Source organism: Burkholderia sp. D-99 (assembly GCF_011605345.1).
GTDB lineage: Bacteria > Pseudomonadota > Gammaproteobacteria > Burkholderiales > Burkholderiaceae > Burkholderia.
The window spans coordinates 263,354-279,263 of record NZ_JAAOXM010000010.1; the positions used below are offsets into that span (position 1 = coordinate 263,354).

Sequence of the window (15,910 nt, forward strand, 5' to 3'; positions counted from 1 at the left end):
CGACGCAAGCGCCCTCATGCTTGCGCTTCGCAGTGGCGGCAGAAAATCAGTGCACGCGACCGTGACACGGCCGCCTGCGCGCCGCGCGCCGCGACGATCGGCCCGACCTGACTGAGATTGAAATCGCGCTCGACCATCAACTGCGTCAGCGCGGCAAGCGGCAACACGAGGGACGGGTGGTACAGGCTCGATTCGATCAGGGCTTTCATCATCGGCTCCATCTGGCAATGCGTGATTCGATGGAGTGGATTCTAGGGATCGGCCGCTTCCGGATAAACCGCGCGAATGCGAAGTCACTTGTCAGCCGCGGAGAACAATCGGCAAAGGCTTGCCGGACAAGGCCGGGCGGGCGACCGGGCGCAGCGCGCGGTGGTCGGTCGCCCCTCCTTATCCGTTGCACCGCGACCGGCAGCGCACGTTCGCAAGCCCGTTGTTCGCGTGAACAGGCCCTGGACGAGCGGCGTCTCGACAAACACCGGCAGCGCTTCCGCCCGTGCCGAATGCGCGGCCAGTGCCGGATAACGGGCCGGATCGATCCGCGCGAGCGCCGGATAGTCAGCCGCCATGAACTGCGTGAAACGCCACGCCACCGCGACCGTCACATCGGACTGCAGCAGGCGCGCGCCGCCGAACCAGCCGTCCGCGGCGGCGACGAGCGGCTCCAGTGCGCCGTATGCGCCCTCGATCTGGCTCAGCACGCGCTCGAGCCACGGCGCGTGCTGCTTGTCGGCCGGGCGCAGCGCCTGCTCGTAGACGACCTGCACCGTCTTCTCGGCGGCCGCCAGCGCGAAACCGACCGGCACGAGCGCGTGCAGCCACGCATCGGCGGCATCGGGCAGGAGGCGCCGCTCGGGCGCGACCAGGTGATCGAGATAGTCGACGATGAGCGACGAGTCGAGCAGTGTTGCGCCGTCGCCGGTCACGAGCGTCGGCGCCTTGACGACCGGGTTGAGCGCCCTGAACTGCTCGACATGACGGAACACCGAGATCGACTCGTGTTCGAACGGGAAGTCGAGCAGCTTCGCCGAAATGGCGACGCGGCGCACGAACGGGGAATCCAGCATGCCGATCAGCTTCATCGCAAACGCTCCGCTCGAGGGAATGGGATCGACGACTGTAGCAGCGTCGCAGGGCTTCGCCTGGCGCGCCCGTGCGCTTGATGCGCATCAGCCGGCGGCGCGCGGGGCTCACGTTGTCCGGCCATAGTGGCCATAATGCAAGTTCACGCCCCTTCCGCCCCAAGGTTCGCCATGTGGTATGCCCTCGTCGAGCAGCAGCGGGAATGGATGCGCGCCTGGCGCGTGGCGACGCGGCATGCGTTCGACGCGTGGCCCGCGGCCACGCTGCCGCACGCCGCGTCGTCGTGCTACGACGACCTGTTCGAGCCGCTGCTCGGGCCGTCGAACGCCCCCCCGCACTTCGACATCGGATGGCCGGCCCTCGGCGAGCGCGTCGTCGCGCACACACCGTTCTGCGACCTGCGGCGCTTCGCGCGCACCGAGGCGCAGCGCACGGTGCTGCTGTGCGCGCCGCTCGCCGGGCATGCGGCCGTGATGATGCGGGAAACCGTCGAGACGCTGCTCGCGGACGGCGACGTCTGCGTGACCGACTGGCGCAATGCGCGCGACGTGCCGCTCGCGTCGGGCCGCTTCGGGCTCGACGAATATGTCGCGACGCTCGACGGCTTCGTCGACGGGCTCGCGCACGACGACCGGCCGCTGCATGTGGTCGCCGTGTGCCAGGCGACCGTGCCGGTGCTCGGCGCGCTCGCACTGCGCGCCGCTCGCGGTCTTGCACCGCCCGCGAGCGTCACGTTGATCGGCGGCCCGCTCGACGCGCGCCGCAATCCGAGTTCGCTCGGCAACGCCGCCGCTGCCCATTCGCTAGGCTGGTGCCGCCGGCACCTGATCGACGTCGTGCCGCCCGGTTTCGCGGGGCATGGCCGTCACGTGTTTCCCACCTATTTGCAGCAGGGCGAGATCGCACTCGTGTACCCGCAGCGCTTCCTGTCGCTGATCGAAGCGTACGCGCTGGCCGCGTCGCGCTTCGACATGACCGGGCTCGCCGGCGCGCGGCGTGCGCTGCTCGAATACACGGCGCTGCTCGACATGCCGGCCGAGTATTTCCTCGATACGATCGACATCGTGTTCCAGCGCATGAGCCTCGCGCACGGCACGTGGGACGTGGGCGGCCAGCGCGTCGAGCCGGCCGCGCTGCGCGGCGTCGCGCTGCTGACCGTCGAAGGCGCATGCGACGCGGTCACGGGCGCCGGCCAGACGCACGCGGCGCTCGACATGTGCAGCGGCCTCGCCGACGACGAGCGCTACCGCGTCGACATCGACGACTGCGATCACTACGGGCTGTTTACGGGGGTGCGCTGGCACGGAGAGGTCCATCCGATGTTGCAGCGCGTGTTCGCGTGGGCCGAAAGCCGCCGCCCTCGCCCGCACCGCATCCCGCGGACGTGACGCCGCGTCAGAGTTGGGCCGCGTCGAGCAACGCACGTACCTCGTCGTCGCTCGTCTGCTCGAAGCGCGCGTAGAACTGGCTGATCCCGAAGAACGGCAGCGGCTGCGAGACCGTGACGAACGCGTCGGCCAGATCGTCGAACGCATGCCGCGCGCCCGCCGGCGCGACCGGGGCAGCCGCGACGATGCGCGCCGGGCGGCGCTCGCGCAACGCCTGCAGCGCGACGCGCATCGACGCGCCGGTCGCGACGCCGTCGTCGACGACGATCGCGATGCGCCCCTCGACCGGCAGCGGCGGCGCGGCGCCGCGATACAGCGCTTCGCGGCGATGCAGTTCGACCGTCTCGCGCGCGATCACATCGGCGAGCTGCGCGCCGGACACGTTCATCGAACGGAGCACCGAACGCTGCAGATGAATCGCACCGCCCGTCGCGATCGCACCCATCGCGAGCTCGGGATCGGACGGCACACCGAGCTTGCGTACGACCAGCACGTCTAGCGGCGCGCGCAGCGCACAAGCGACCGGATACGCGACGGGCACGCCGCCGCGCGGCAATGCGAGCACGACGACATTGCTGCGCCCCGCGTAATCGCGCAATGCATCGGCCAAACGGCAGCCGGCATCGGCGCGATCGGCAAAACACTCGAACACGATCGGCTCCCTGCCGTTGCGCCGGATGCGCGAAACCCGCGTCGGCGCCTGTCAACGAGCATGGTTCATCGGCAGCGCCGATGCAAGCGGGGTCACACCGGCGCGCACGGCGCCGAAGGAAAGGGTCAGAGGCCGCCGGCCTGCCGGTACAACCGCCAGAACGACTGCGCATAGGACTGCGCAAGCTCGGGGGCGCGATGGAACACATTCACCGTTTCCGCATGCGCGGTCGCACCCTCGGACAGCGTCGTCAGCGCGACGCTGTCGTCGACGATCACGAAGCGCGGCGCAGGATCGCCGTGCCGCAAATCGATCGCCACGTCGATACCCGACGATTTCAGATAGCCCGCGCCGCTGTACCGGCCCGCGCGCGGCGAACGCACGAGCACGACACGCACCTCGATCCCGCGCGAGCGGGCCGCGCGCAGCGCGCTCGCGACCGCAGGGGGCACGTGCGTATAGCCGGCCAGCAACACGCGGTGCTGCGCCTGCTCGATCAGGTCGACGGTCGCGTCGGCCGCCGCATTGTCATACGAAAAGTATGTGCCGACCGATGCGGCGTCGGACGGAATCTGGCTGGCGTGGGCGCTCGCCGCGCAGCAAAGCGCGGCGAGAAAGATGGCGGCTGGTCTCATGGCGGGCGCCATTGTAGCGATGCCAAATCGCGTGGCAAGCGCCGGCTGCGATGCTGCTGCGCCGGCGCAACACACAGTGTGGAACGAGGGCCTGACGACTGTGTTTCAGCCTGTTTTTCGGGCCGCCGGTCAGCCGGCCGCAACGCGCGCGAGCCAGCTCGTCACCCCGTCGACGGAACGGAAATCCGCGAGGCTGCGCGCCGGCAATGCCGGGTACGCGCCACCAGCCATCTCGGCCAGCGCACGACCGGGGCCGAGTTCGAGAAACGCGGTCGCACCGGCCTCCACGCAGGCGGCAAGACAGGCCGCCCACTCGACCGGCTCCGCGATCTGCCGGGCAAGCTTGTCGAGGCCCGCATCGACGTCGAGCACCGACGCGCCGTCGATGCCCGAAAACAGCCGCGTGCCGGGCAGCGGCCGCCGTACGTGCGTCGCGGCGAGCGTTGCGCGAAACGCCGGCACGGCCGCGGCGAGCCGGCGCGTGTGCGACGCGATCCGCACGCAGACGGGCGCGACGCGCAGCGCGCCGTCGCGCGACGCTTCTTCAGCCACCGCATCGACATCGGGCTGCCGCCCCGCGACCACGAACGCGTCGCCGGGGTTCGCGATCGCGATCGCCGCATCACGGCCGTCGCACAATCGCGCGAGCTGCGCGCGCGTCAGGCCGCGCACGAACACCATCCGCTCGTCGCCGCCGCTCGCGGCATCCATTGCACGCGCACGCGCATCGGCCAGGTCGAGCGCGGCTTCCAGCTCGATCATCCCCGCGACGCTCCACGACGCGACTTCGCCGACGCTGTAGCCGGCGACGCAGCGCCGGCGCGGCCACACCGCGTCGAGCAGCGCGGCACCCGCGAGCGCCTGGACCGTGCAGAGGATCTGCGCGGCACGGTTTTCGCGCAGCGCGTCCGGCCCGGCCTGCTGGACCCACGCGCGCGGATCGTCGCCGAGCAGCCGGCCGGCGTGCGCGAACAGCGCGTCGGCCTGCGGCGCGGTGCCGGTCAGGTCGAACATGTCGGCGCGCTGCGCGCCCTGTCCCGAACAGAGGATGGCCAGCGTCATCGCGCGCCCCCGTCGGCTTCGAGCGCATCGACGAAGACGCTCATCGCGAGCAGGTCGGCCGCACCGCCGGGGCTCAGCCGCCGCGCGACGAACGCACGATGCGCGGCAACTGCGCGCAGCCGCCAGTCGCGCGCCCGCACGCCGCCGCGTGCAACGAACGCGCGTGCGGTCGCCCGCGCGAACTCGAGGCCGGCCTGCCCGCCCCGGTGCAGCAGGTTCGTATCGTCGAGCGCGGCGATCAGCGCGAAGCACGCGGCGACGCGCGCGGCTTCCGGATCGTCGGGCAAATCGCGCTTCGCGCGACGCAGCGCGGGCAACCCGATCGCGTACACGGTCCTGAAACCGTCGGCCGCTTCGCGGCGCGCACCGCCGACGCCGTAGTGTCGGCTCGCGCGCTCGCCGTGGCTGTCGGGCAAGCGCGGGCCGCCGAGGATATCGGTACCCCAGCGGCGGGACACGAACGCGCCGAGCGTCATCCCGCCCGGCTGGGTCCCCGCCATCGCGCGCCGGCCCGCCGCCGCACACAGCAGCCCGAGCCCGAAGATCGCGCCGCGATGCGTATTGATGCCCCCGGTCGCGGCGAGCATCGCATGCTCGGCACGCAGGCCGATCTTGCGCAGCACGGCCATGTCCGCATCGCGCGCGCCCGCGTCGGCCAGTTCCGCGAAGTACGGCCGCAGCACGGCGGCGCTGCGCGCGAACGTCGCGGCATCCATGTCCGAATGACTGCCGGTGTCGACGTGGCTGACGAGCCCCGGCTTCGGATAGGTGTCGATCTCGAGCACGAGGCTGCGCTCGGCCAGTTCGGCGATGCGCTCGGCTTCGGACGGCGCCGGTGCACGGCAGGCAGCCCATGCGCTCATCGCGCGCCTCCGGTGAATGCGTCGGCCGGCATCAGTTCGACGGCGATCGCGGTCTTGACCGCGACTTCAGGCTGCCGCGCATGCAATTCGCGCCAGTTGACGCCCGCGCCGTCGTCGCGCAGCAGTTCGCCGTCGATGCGCATCGGCGCGCGCGCGTCGATCGCCGCGAGGCCGTCGAGCAGCGGCGCGATCGATGCGGCATCCGGCAGCGGGAACACGATGTCGAGATCGGACGACTCACCCAGGTAGGGCTCGCCCGTCAGCGCCTGCCATGCGAGGCTGCCGAACACGCGGCCCTGCACGCCGCACCGCGCGCCGAGCGCATCGAGCTCGCGCAACGGCGCGCGCCATGCGTCGGGCGCGGCCACGAGCACGTCGGACAACGCGGGCAGCGGGCCGACCGTCGCGAGCGCATCGGCGGCTGCGTTCAGCGCGATGCGTCGCTTGCCCGCGGAAGGCGGCAGCGGCAGGCCAAGCGGCACGCGGCCGGCATCGGCCTCGTCGGGTGACGCGCGGCGCACGATCAGCGGCCAGCCGCGCGCGGCCCATGCCTGCACGAGCGGATCGGCCGCGAGCACGGGATCGCGCGCGAATGCCGCGCCCCACCCGGCCGCCGTCAACGTGACGAGCGTGTGGCGGCGCAGCGGCATCTCAGCGTGCGGCACGCGCGAGTGCCTCGACGCGCCGGGCGACATCGGCGGCAACCGGCCGGCCGCGCGCGGCGCGCTGGTCAACGCGCTCGGCCGGCTTGTCGAGCCATTCGCCGACCTGCGCGTCGAGCGCGCGGGCCGGATCGAGCACGGCATCGACGGCACCCATTTTCACGAGATTGTCGAGCCCCGGCGCGAACACCGGCGTCGAGCGCGACATCTCCTTCAACACGTCGATCGGCAGCTTGGTCACGCGCGACATCGACGGCAGGTCCATCACCTCCGGCTCGGCGCCCGGCACCGCAAGCAGCGTGCGCGTCGCGAGCGCGGTCGCGATGAACGCGCCCGCGGCCGTGTGGCCGTACAGCAGGCCGATCGTCCGGTGCCCGGCGAGATCCGCGTGCATCAGGCACTTGGCGAGATGCGACAGTCCTTCGTTCAAACCGAGCAGTTCGTCGCGCTTGCTCATCCGCTGGCTGTCGCTGTCGACGAGCACGAGGATCGGCGTGTCGCCGCCGCGCGCGATCGTGTCGAGCACGCGCGCCGCAAGCGTCAGCGCCTCGTCGATGCCGAACGGCAAACGGTCGGCGACGCCGATCACGTCGACGCGTGTGCCGGCCAGTTCCGCGTGGCCAGTCAGCAGGCCGCCGGTGCGCGCGATCGAATGGCCTTGGGGAAACAAAGAATTCAGCACTTCATCGAGCGTCATGCGGGCTCTCCTGCAGTTGGTCGGCGAGCGACGCGAACGTGTCGTCGGGCATGCCCGGAATCGCTTCCGGCTTGTCGGCCCCGAGCGTGCGCCACACGTCGAGCGCATCCTTGCATTCGCCGAACCGTGCGACACGCGCTTCAAGGCGCGCCTGCTCCGCGCGCAGCATCGCCACATCGAACGTCGGCGCGCGGCCGATCAGCTCGAGCGCGGCCGCGCGGAACGCATCGGGCGTATCGGCCACGTAGCGATCCGCGCCGCCGATCAGCCGCCGGTGCTTGCCGCCCATCGTGCGCCAGATCAGCGCACGATCCTTCGAATCGAATTCCTCGACGCCGCGATTGGTCTCGATCACTTCGGGGCCCGACACGCTGATGCGGCCCTGCTCCGACACCGCGAGCGCCGAGCAGCACGCGGCGAGCAACCCGCCGCCGCCATAGCAGCCCGCGCGCCCGCCGATCAGCCCGATCACCGGCACGCCGGCCGCACGCGCGTCGACGAGCGCGCGCATGATCTCGGCGATCGCGAGTTCGCCCGCGTTCGCTTCCTGCAGCCGCACGCCGCCCGTATCGAACAGGATCAGCACCGGCTTGCCGACTTCGCGCGCGGCGCGCAGCAGCCCGGTGAGCTTCGCGCCGTGCACTTCGCCGAACGCGCCGCCCATGAAGCGGCCTTCCTGCGCGGCGACCAACACCGGCTGGCCGTCGAGCCGGCCATGGCCGACCACCATGCCGTCGTCGAACTGCTGCGGCAGGTCGAACAGCGGCAGGTGCGGGCTCGTCACACGCTCGGCCGGGCCGAGGAATTCGCTGAAACTGCCGGCGTCGAGCAGCCCGTCGATGCGCTGCCGCGCCGATGCTTCGTACCAGCTCGCGCCGTTCGCGACGAACGCGGGCGCGTCGTGGATCACTTCGCTCATCATGCGTCCCCCTCGATCGCGCGCACGGCCTGGGCAAGCCGCAACGACACCATGTCGGGCCGTGCGCCGCCGTCGTTGATCGACAGCTTCAGGCCGCCCGGCGTGCGCCGTTCGACGAAATCCGATACCACGGCCTGCCACACCGCGCCGAAACCGACCGCCGCGGTGCGGATGTCGATCTCGCATTCGTTGCCCGGCAGCACGCGCTCGACGAGCACTTCGAGATTGCCGGATGCCACCACGCCGACGAGCGCCGCGGCCAGCTCGCCCTTCGCGCGCTCGCGCGCGGTGAAGCGATAGTTCAACTGTTCCATGCCCTCATCCTCACCAGTTGCGGAACCGGGCCGGCGGCGCATAGAGCCCGCCCGACCAGTGCACGAGATCCTTGATCGAGCGCGCGGCGAGCCAGCGGCGGTCGGCGTCGAGCGGATCGATGCCGAGATCCTCCGGACGACGGATCACGCCGCGTTCGCGCAGCCGCTCGACCATCTTCCGGTCGCGGCCGCGGCCGACTTCCGTATAGCCGGCGACGCCGCGGATCGCGTGCTCGCGCTCGTCCTTGTCACGGCACATCAGCAGGTTCGCGATCCCTTCCTCGGTGACGATGTGCGTGACGTCGTCGCCGTAGACCATGATCGGCGCGAGATCGAGCTGCAGCTTGTCGGCGAGCTTGAGCGCGTCGAGCTTCTCGACGAACATCGGCGCGTTCTTGTCGCCGAACGTCTCGCCGATCTGCACGACGAGCTTGCGGCCGCGCCTGAGCGCCGCCGGAGTATCGGGGTCGGCTTCCGCACCGGCCTTCAGCCACGGCTCGCTCGGGTGACGCCGGCCCCGCGCGTCGCTGCCCATGTTCGGCGCACCGCCGAAACCGGCGATCCGCTCGGCCGTGACCGTCGACGAATGGCCGGACAGGTCGATCTGCAGCGTCGAGCCGATGAACATGTCGCACGCGTAAAGGCCGGCCGTCTGGCAGAACGCGCGGTTCGAGCGCAGCGAGCCGTCGGAGCCCGTGAACCACACGTCGGAGCGCGCGCGGATGTAGTCGTCCATCCCCACCTCGGAGCCGAAGCAGTGGATCTGCTCGACCCAGCCCGATTCGATCGCGGGGATCAGCGTCGGGTGCGGATTGAGCGCCCAGTGCGAGCAAACCTTGCCCTTCAGCCCGAGCTTCTCGCCGTAGGTGGGCAGCAGCAGCTCGATCGCGGCCGTGTTGAAGCCGATCCCGTGATTCAGGCGCTTGACCCCGTACGGCTCGTAGATGCCCTTGATCGCAAGCATCGCGGTGAGGATCTGCGTTTCGGTGATCGCAGCCGGATCGCGCGTGAACAGCGGCTCGACGTAGAACGGCCGGCCGGCCTCGACGACGAAATGCACGCGGTCGCCCGGGATATCGACGCGCGGCACCTTGTCGACGATGCGGTCGACCTGCGCGATCACGACGCCGTCCTTGAACGCGGTGGCTTCGACGACGGTCGGCGTGTCTTCGGTGTTCGGGCCCGTGTACAGGTTGCCGTCGCGATCGGCACTGACTGCGGCGATCAGCGCGACCTGCGGCGTGAGGTCGATGAAGTAGCGCGCGAACAGCTCGAGATAGGTGTGCACCGCGCCGAGCGCGATCTTGCCGCCGAACAGCAGCTTCGCGATGCGCTGCGACTGCGGGCCCGAATACGCGAAGTCGAGGCGCTTCGCGATACCGCGCTCGAACACGTCGAGATGCTCGGGCAGCACGACGCCCGACTGCACCATGTGCAGGTCGTGGATCTTCGCGCTGTCGACGTCGGCGAGCGCCGTCGCGAGCAGGTCGGCCTGCTTCTGGTTGTCGCCTTCGAGGCAGACGCGGTCGCCGGGCCGCAGCACCGCTTCGAGCAACGCGACGGCGTCGCGCGCATCGACCCGCTTGCCCTGCGCGAAACGCGCACCGGCCGCGAGGCGTGCATCGCGCGCCTGCCGCGCGTGATTCCATCCCGTCATGAACAGTTCTCCCGCTTCGATGGTTCAGCGGCATTCTAAGCCTGGCGCCGCCGCCGATTGATGATGTTGACGAATGCGACTCAGAGGACGCCGCGATGGATGCGGCCCGCGCACGGGCCGCACATCGGTCGGGCCTACGCGCCGACCAGCGCGCGCGTCGCGAAGAACAGCACCGAGGGCCCGAGCAGGCAGCCGACGCCCGTATGGAACGTCGCCACCAGCGCGCCGTACGGGACGAGCCGGCGGTCGGTCGCGGCGAGCCCCGCGCTCACGCCGCTGACGGTGCCGGCCAGGCCGCCGAAGATCATCGCGGAGCGCGGCGTCTTCAGGCCCATGAAGTTGGCCGCGACCGGCGTGCCGACCATCACGATGATCGCCTTCACGAGCCCCGTCGCGATGCTCAGCGCGATCACGTCGGAACTCGCGCCGATCGCCGCGCCCGTCACGGGGCCGACGATGTAGGTGACGGCGCCCGCGCCGATGGTCGTCATGCTGACCGCGTCGGTATAGCCGAATGCGCGCGCGATGCACGCGCCGACGATGAACGGCAGCACGGTGCCGAGCAGCAGCGACACGACGCCGACGAGCCCGGCCTTGCGTGCCTCGGTCGGCTGCACTTCGAACGCGGTCGCGACGATCGCGAAATCGCGCAGCATCGCGCCCCCCATCAGGCCGACGCCCGCGAACAGCGGCACGTCGGCGATCCCCTTCTCGCCACCGGTGAATGCGCCACCGACGTAAGCCAGCGCGAGACCGATCACGATCGCGATCGCGGAGCCGTGCACGCGCCCGAACGTGAGCTTGCGCGACGCGACCGACGACAGCCACATGATCAGGCCGACCAGTGCGAACGACGCGACGAGCCCGTTGTGGGCGACGGTTTTTTCGAGCATCTGCAGCATGGCGGCCTCCGTCACTGTTCTTCGAATTGCGGCACGCCTGCGAAGGCCGTGTCGTCGCGCCCGGTGCGCACGAGTACCGCGATGCAGCATGCGCAGATCGCGACCGCACCGACGGCAGCCAGAAGCGCGACGGGGCCGCCCTTCAGCGCGGCGACGACGTTCTGGTTCGCGGCCATCGCGACGACGACGGGGATGTACATCGCGCCCCAGAAACCGACGCCGGCCTCGGTTTCCTTCGGCAGCCAGCCGCGCCGGTGCAGCCACAGGCGCAGGCAGATCAGCAGCAGCATCGCGATGCCGACGCCGCCGACGTTGGTCTTCACGCCGATCGCGGTGCCCAGCAGGTCGCCGAGGAACAGTCCGGCCAGGTGGCAGAACGCCAGCAGCGCGGTTCCGTAGATGATCATGAGTCGTCTCCAGTCTCTTCGTGACGGGCGCCGGACGCATGCAGGAGCCGGCCCCGCACGCCGATCCCGTGCGCGGACTGTCTCCTGCGGCGGTGCGCCGCGGCCCGGCGGCCCGTCATGCGGACGCGTTCTCGGGCGGTCGATGGGATGATGCGGTTTCGGGCCGGACGCCGGATGCCGTAGACTGACCGATACAGCCCCGGGGCACGACGCGGGTTGCGCGTCCGGTTCGTCCCGTTGCGCGGGCCGCAACGGGGCGTGTTCCGATACTAGCCCCGCAATCTCCGGCCATTTATGAAGTTGTCGAAACCGATTCAGTGGATTTAGCAATGCGTCCGTTACCGCCCGAGCTGCTGCGCAGCTTCGTCGCCGTCGCCCAGTCCGGCAGCTTCACCGCCGCGTCCGAGCGCGTGAGCCTGTCGCAGTCGACCGTCAGCCAGCACATCCGCCGCCTCGAGGAGCTGCTCGACCGGCCGCTGTTCGAACGCGACACGCGCAACGTGCACCTGTCGCAGCACGGCGACGCGCTGTTCCGCTACGCGGTGCGCATCCTCGAACTGATGGATGAAGCCGTCACGTCGGTGTGCGGGCCGCCGCTGTCGGGCAAGGTGCGGCTGGCGATGTCGGAGGATTTCGCGTCGGCGCACCTGACGGCCGCGCTCGCGAGCTTCGTGCAGCGCAATCCGGACGTCGAGCTCGCGATCTCGACCGGGCTGTCGGGCGACCTGTTCGACGCGCTCGACGAAGGGCGGCACGATCTCGTGTTTGCCAAGCGCATCGCGGGCAGCCGGCGCGGCCGCGTGATCCGCAGCGAACCGTTGTACTGGTGCACGGGCCCCGATTCGCGGATCACCGGCCACGAGACCGTGCTGCCGCTCGCGATGCATCCGGAGCCGAGCGTGTCGCGCCGCCGCGTGCTCGAATCGCTCGAAGCCGTCGGGCGGCCGTACCGGATCGCCGTCGTGAGCAGCAGCGTGGCGGTGTTGCGCGCCGCTGCAAGCGCGGGGCTCGGCGTCAGCGCGTTCGCCGGCTACGTGATCCCGGCCGGGCTCGCGCGGCTCGACGCGGGGCTGCCCGAACTCGGCGAACTCGAATACGTGATCGACCGGCCGGCGGCCGCGTCGCGATCGACGCTCGCACTCGAAGCCACGCTGATCGCGGCAGCGTCGGAGTTGTAACCGCGCCGGGCGCGACGCAAGCATGCGCGGCCGGCCCGGCCCGCACCTGACAGCTTTGCCCGGAACGCGTCATCGTCCGCGCAGCACGCGCTCGCGACAATGGGACCCATCGGAACGCACGGCCAGCCGCCGCGCGCATCCGGTGTCCCGTCCCCTTGATCGGAGCACGCCATGAATGTCTTGCGATTCGCCGTCGCGACCGCCGCCGCCGCCCTGCTGTCCCCCGCCTTTGCCCAGACGACCGACGCCACGGCGCCCGCGCAGGGGCTGACCCGCGCGGAAGTCATTGCACAACTCAAGCAGGCCTATCTCGACGGCGAACTGCCGACGAACGACGGCAACTACCCGCCGAACGCCGCGACACGCGCGCGCAACCGCGAACTGGTGCAGGCCACGAGTCCGTCGTGGCTTGCCCAGGCGCCGCAGGCACCGCAAACGGCTGCGCAGCAGTAGCCGAGCGCGGCCCGACCGATCGCGGCCCGACCGAAACGCTCCGCCGCGGCGCGATTACGGCAGGAAGCTGCGGCGCCGCGCGTCGATCAGCTCGACGAGCAGGCGGTCGCGCTCGGCCGCCAGTTCCTGCATCGAGCGCTCGCCCTGGATCGCGCGCAATTCGTCGTTCAGCTTGCGATCGACGTCCGGATCGAACGACGGCGTGCCGAGGTCGTCCCACCAGCTCGTGATCGGCCCCGACAGGTGTTCGAGAAAGTGCGCGATGCCGCCCGCGCCGCCGCCGAGGTGATAGGTCAGGCACTGCCCCATCAGCCCCCAGCGCAGGCCGGGGCCCCATGCGACGGCTTTGTCCGCATCGGCAACGCTCACGACGCCTTCGCCGACGAGGTGATACACCTCGCGGAACAGCGCGGCCGCGAGCCGGTTCGCGACGTGGCCGGTCATCTCCTTGTTGAGGACGATCGTCTGCTTGCCGAGCGCATCGTAGAACGCCTTCACGCGCGCGATCACGTCCTGGCCGGTGGCCTCGCCGCCGACCAGCTCGACGAGCGGAATCAGGTGCGGCGGATTGAACGGATGCGCAATCAGGCAACGTTCCGGATGCTTGTCGCACGCGGTCTGGATGTCCGACATTTTCAGGCCCGACGAACTCGACGCGATCGGCACGTGCGCGGGCAGCACGTCGTCCATCTGCCGGTACAGCGCACGCTTCAGGTCGAGCCGCTCCGGGCCGTTCTCCTGCACGAAGTCGACGCCGTCGAGCGCGCGCACGAGATCGGCGTCGAACGACAGCCGCGCGGATAGTTCGGCGGCCCGCTCGCCGAGAAACGCGGCCAGCGCGTCGCGCAGCCGCGCGTCGGCTTGCGGCGCCGGATCGGTCGCGACGACGTCGAAACCCTGCGTCAGATAGAAAGCGGCCCAGCTCGCGCCGATCACGCCGGCGCCGACGATCGCGATGCGTCGAATGTCCATGGTTGTCCCGTGTCGTTGGTCTGCAGATAGATCGCGGCGATTGTCGCATCGAATCCCACGGGCATGCATTGATGCAGATTGCAGATTCCCTCTTGAAATGCGCCGCGGCGGCCACTAATTACTCGTCGTCGGGCAGTGCAGCATGCAACGCACCGCCCCCGTTTCGACCCAGTGGAGCCCCCACGTCGCGCCCGCCGCAGGCGCCGCGCCGTCACGTCTCCCGTGTTCCCTGTTCAGGAGGACCAACATGAGCGGTATCCATTTCGGCAGCGACCTGTTCGACGAATTCGCCCGCGTGCAGCGGCAGGTGGCGAACCTGCTCGGCGACCGTCCGTCCGGCATTCGCGCGGTGCGGCCCGGCGCCTTTCCCGCACTCAACGTCGGCGCGACCGACGGCGCCATCGAGATCGTCGCGTTCGCGCCCGGCATGGCCGCGGCCGACTTCGACGTATCGATCGACAAGGACCTGCTGACGATCAGCGGCGAGCGCAAGCCTGCGCCCCGCGGCGAAGGCGACGATCCGCGCACCTATGCGCAGGAGCGCTTTCACGGCGCGTTCCGCCGCGTCGTCGAGTTGCCACGGGACGCGGATCCCGACCAGGTCAGCGCCCGCTATGAAAACGGCTGCCTGCTGATTCGCGTCGGCCGGCGCGAGGCATCGAAGCCGCGCGCAATCACCGTTCAATAATATTCAGGATACCGACATGAATGCGAACCCGACCCTGGCCGAGCGCCAAACGAGCACCGTCCACCCCGCTGCTGCCGAGGCGGCTCGCCGGCCCGCGATCACGCCGGCCGTCGACATCGACGAGAATCATCTCGGCGTCACGCTGCGGGCCGACCTGCCGGGCGTGCCGCGCGAGAACCTCGACGTGAAGGTACACGACAACACGCTGACGATCGAAGCCGACACGCACCTCGACACGCCGGCCGACCTCCGCGTGCGGCACGCCGAAATCCGTGCGACGCGCTATGCGCGCAGCTTCGTGCTGAGCCCCGATCTCGACACGTCGAGGATCGACGCGAACCTGCGCGACGGCGTGCTGACGCTGACGATTCCGCGTCGTGAGGAAACACGTCCGCGCCGCATCGACGTGACCGCCGGCAACGCGTAAGCACCGGTGCGTGCCGTCATCCCGCACGCATGAAAAAGCCCCGCCGGGTACGCTCCCGGCGGGGCTTTTTTACGACGTGCAGCGCAATCAGTCGAAGTCGAACAGGTCGAACACCGATTTCCGGCGACGCTGGCCGTCATGCTTGTAACGATCGTCGCGCGAGCGGCTGTCGTGTCGGTCACGCTCGTCGTGCGAGCGGCCGTCGCGCCCCCACCCGTCGTCGCGGCCGCGCGGCGCTTGCGCATCGTGCTGAGTGGGCGTCTCGTCGCGACGCACCGGCGCATCGCCGGTCTCGCGCGCGATCAGCTTGTCGAGTTCGCCGCGATCGAGCCATACGCCGCGGCAGGTCGGACAGTAGTCGATTTCGATCGACTGGCGCTCGGCCATCAGCAGGTCGGGCGTCTTGCAGACAGGGCATTTCATCGCGCTTCTCCTTTCGGTGAGAATTTCGTCTGGATTCCGTATGACGCGCGCGGGCCGGACGCCTCGGCGGCAGCCGGCGTCGCGCGCAGCGGCTCAGTGGCCTTCCGTCCGTGCCGCGCGCTTCGCCTTCGCGCGCCGCGCCAGCATGTTCATACCCTCGACGAAAGCCGAGAACGCCATCGCCGCGTAGATGTAACCCTTCGGCACATGCGAACCGAAACCTTCGGCGATCAGCGTCATGCCGATCACGACCAGGAACGACAGCGCGAGCATCACGATGGTCGGGTTGCGGTCGATGAAGCGTGCGAGCGGCTGGGCAGCGAACAGCATCACGGCGACGGCGACGATCACCGCGACGAACATGATCGGCACGTGTTCGGTCATGCCGATCGCGGTCACGATGCTGTCGATCGAGAACACGATGTCGAGCATCACGATCTGGCCGATCGCGGCCCACACCGTCAGGCCGGCCGCGCCGCCGGCACCGCCCGAGCCTTCACCGTCGTGCGACACGTGGTGATGGATCTCGGT

Annotated in this window: 20 protein-coding genes and 1 pseudogene; 5 read left to right on the forward strand and 16 right to left on the reverse strand. The window is 70.1% G+C overall.

All coding sequences use genetic code 11. The features are described 5' to 3' along the window. Positions 1–14 precede the first annotated feature (14 nt). Both HAV18_RS29480 and HAV18_RS29485 read right to left on the reverse strand, forming a co-directional pair. The gene (locus tag HAV18_RS29480; protein WP_208102170.1) at positions 15–221 is read right to left on the reverse strand and encodes a hypothetical protein; all 207 of its coding nucleotides are present in this window, start codon (positions 219–221) and stop codon (positions 15–17) included. A 234-nt stretch (positions 222–455) separates the two neighbouring features. Further along, positions 456–1,079, reverse strand: a pseudogene (locus HAV18_RS29485) (glutathione S-transferase); the annotation flags it as partial. 171 nt (positions 1,080–1,250) lie between these two features. Here HAV18_RS29485 and HAV18_RS29490 point away from each other — a divergent pair. Continuing rightward, positions 1,251–2,468, forward strand: a complete 1,218-nt coding sequence (locus HAV18_RS29490; RefSeq protein ID WP_166963174.1) for a polyhydroxyalkanoate depolymerase — start codon at positions 1,251–1,253, stop codon at positions 2,466–2,468. A gap of 7 nt (positions 2,469–2,475) precedes the next feature. Here the strand turns inward: HAV18_RS29490 and HAV18_RS29495 are convergent, their stop codons facing one another. The 11 genes from HAV18_RS29495 to madL all read right to left on the reverse strand — a co-directional run bounded on the left by HAV18_RS29495 (position 2,476) and on the right by madL (position 11,238). Beyond that, on the reverse strand, positions 2,476–3,120 hold the full coding sequence (locus tag HAV18_RS29495; protein WP_166963176.1) for a phosphoribosyltransferase family protein: 645 nt from the start codon (positions 3,118–3,120) through the stop codon (positions 2,476–2,478). Between the two features lie 125 nt (positions 3,121–3,245). Beyond that, on the reverse strand, positions 3,246–3,767 hold the full coding sequence (locus HAV18_RS29500; protein ID WP_166963178.1) for a phospholipase D-like domain-containing protein: 522 nt from the start codon (positions 3,765–3,767) through the stop codon (positions 3,246–3,248). A gap of 117 nt (positions 3,768–3,884) precedes the next feature. Further along, positions 3,885–4,817 (reverse strand): acyltransferase domain-containing protein, encoded by a 933-nt coding sequence (locus HAV18_RS29505; protein WP_166963180.1) that lies wholly within the window; start codon positions 4,815–4,817, stop codon positions 3,885–3,887. After that, complete coding sequence (mdcB, locus tag HAV18_RS29510) at positions 4,814–5,680, reverse strand: triphosphoribosyl-dephospho-CoA synthase MdcB (RefSeq protein ID WP_166963182.1); 867 nt, start codon at positions 5,678–5,680, stop codon at positions 4,814–4,816. Before mdcB ends, HAV18_RS29505 begins: the two co-directional genes overlap by 4 nt. After that, complete coding sequence (mdcG, locus tag HAV18_RS29515; protein WP_166963184.1) at positions 5,677–6,345, reverse strand: malonate decarboxylase holo-[acyl-carrier-protein] synthase; 669 nt, start codon at positions 6,343–6,345, stop codon at positions 5,677–5,679. The genes mdcB and mdcG overlap by 4 nt, the downstream gene beginning before the upstream one ends. Next, positions 6,332–7,039 (reverse strand): biotin-independent malonate decarboxylase subunit gamma, encoded by a 708-nt coding sequence (gene mdcE / locus HAV18_RS29520; protein WP_166963186.1) that lies wholly within the window; start codon positions 7,037–7,039, stop codon positions 6,332–6,334. The genes mdcG and mdcE overlap by 14 nt, the downstream gene beginning before the upstream one ends. Next, positions 7,026–7,961: a biotin-independent malonate decarboxylase subunit beta gene (locus HAV18_RS29525; RefSeq protein WP_166963187.1), complete on the reverse strand. Its 936-nt coding sequence runs from the start codon at positions 7,959–7,961 to the stop codon at positions 7,026–7,028. Before HAV18_RS29525 ends, mdcE begins: the two co-directional genes overlap by 14 nt. Then, on the reverse strand, positions 7,958–8,272 hold the full coding sequence (gene mdcC / locus HAV18_RS29530) for a malonate decarboxylase acyl carrier protein (protein ID WP_034183256.1): 315 nt from the start codon (positions 8,270–8,272) through the stop codon (positions 7,958–7,960). Before mdcC ends, HAV18_RS29525 begins: the two co-directional genes overlap by 4 nt. Before the next feature lie 10 nt (positions 8,273–8,282). Beyond that, positions 8,283–9,929 carry a malonate decarboxylase subunit alpha gene (gene mdcA, locus HAV18_RS29535; protein WP_166963188.1) on the reverse strand — a complete coding sequence of 549 codons (1,647 nt, stop codon included), beginning with the start codon at positions 9,927–9,929 and terminating at the stop codon, positions 8,283–8,285. 134 nt (positions 9,930–10,063) lie between these two features. Further along, positions 10,064–10,831 (reverse strand): malonate transporter subunit MadM, encoded by a 768-nt coding sequence (gene madM / locus HAV18_RS29540; protein WP_166963190.1) that lies wholly within the window; start codon positions 10,829–10,831, stop codon positions 10,064–10,066. Between the two features lie 11 nt (positions 10,832–10,842). Then, positions 10,843–11,238 (reverse strand): malonate transporter subunit MadL, encoded by a 396-nt coding sequence (gene madL / locus HAV18_RS29545; protein ID WP_048242453.1) that lies wholly within the window; start codon positions 11,236–11,238, stop codon positions 10,843–10,845. Positions 11,239–11,567: 329 nt separating this feature from the next. Here madL and HAV18_RS29550 point away from each other — a divergent pair, with 329 nt between their 5' ends. Continuing rightward, positions 11,568–12,416 carry a LysR substrate-binding domain-containing protein gene (locus HAV18_RS29550; protein ID WP_166963192.1) on the forward strand — a complete coding sequence of 283 codons (849 nt, stop codon included), beginning with the start codon at positions 11,568–11,570 and terminating at the stop codon, positions 12,414–12,416. Between the two features lie 171 nt (positions 12,417–12,587). After that, positions 12,588–12,869, forward strand: coding sequence for a DUF4148 domain-containing protein (locus HAV18_RS29555; RefSeq protein WP_166963194.1), 282 nt, complete (start codon positions 12,588–12,590; stop codon positions 12,867–12,869). A gap of 54 nt (positions 12,870–12,923) precedes the next feature. Here the strand turns inward: HAV18_RS29555 and HAV18_RS29560 are convergent, their stop codons facing one another. Next, complete coding sequence (locus tag HAV18_RS29560; RefSeq protein ID WP_166963196.1) at positions 12,924–13,841, reverse strand: 3-hydroxyacyl-CoA dehydrogenase NAD-binding domain-containing protein; 918 nt, start codon at positions 13,839–13,841, stop codon at positions 12,924–12,926. 247 nt (positions 13,842–14,088) lie between these two features. On the opposite strand from HAV18_RS29560, the gene HAV18_RS29565 reads away from it, so the two are divergent. Together HAV18_RS29565 and HAV18_RS29570 are read left to right on the forward strand one after the other, a co-directional pair. Next, on the forward strand, positions 14,089–14,529 hold the full coding sequence (locus HAV18_RS29565; RefSeq protein WP_166963198.1) for an Hsp20/alpha crystallin family protein: 441 nt from the start codon (positions 14,089–14,091) through the stop codon (positions 14,527–14,529). A 16-nt stretch (positions 14,530–14,545) separates the two neighbouring features. Next, the gene (locus tag HAV18_RS29570) at positions 14,546–14,956 is read left to right on the forward strand and encodes an Hsp20/alpha crystallin family protein (RefSeq protein ID WP_166963200.1); all 411 of its coding nucleotides are present in this window, start codon (positions 14,546–14,548) and stop codon (positions 14,954–14,956) included. An 87-nt stretch (positions 14,957–15,043) separates the two neighbouring features. Here HAV18_RS29570 and HAV18_RS29575 read toward each other — a convergent pair whose 3' ends face one another. After that, the gene (locus HAV18_RS29575; RefSeq protein ID WP_166963202.1) at positions 15,044–15,379 is read right to left on the reverse strand and encodes a zf-TFIIB domain-containing protein; all 336 of its coding nucleotides are present in this window, start codon (positions 15,377–15,379) and stop codon (positions 15,044–15,046) included. Positions 15,380–15,472: 93 nt separating this feature from the next. Continuing rightward, positions 15,473–15,910, reverse strand: a 438-nt coding sequence (locus HAV18_RS29580; RefSeq protein ID WP_407062443.1) for a TerC family protein, incomplete at its 5' end; no start/stop codon positions are given.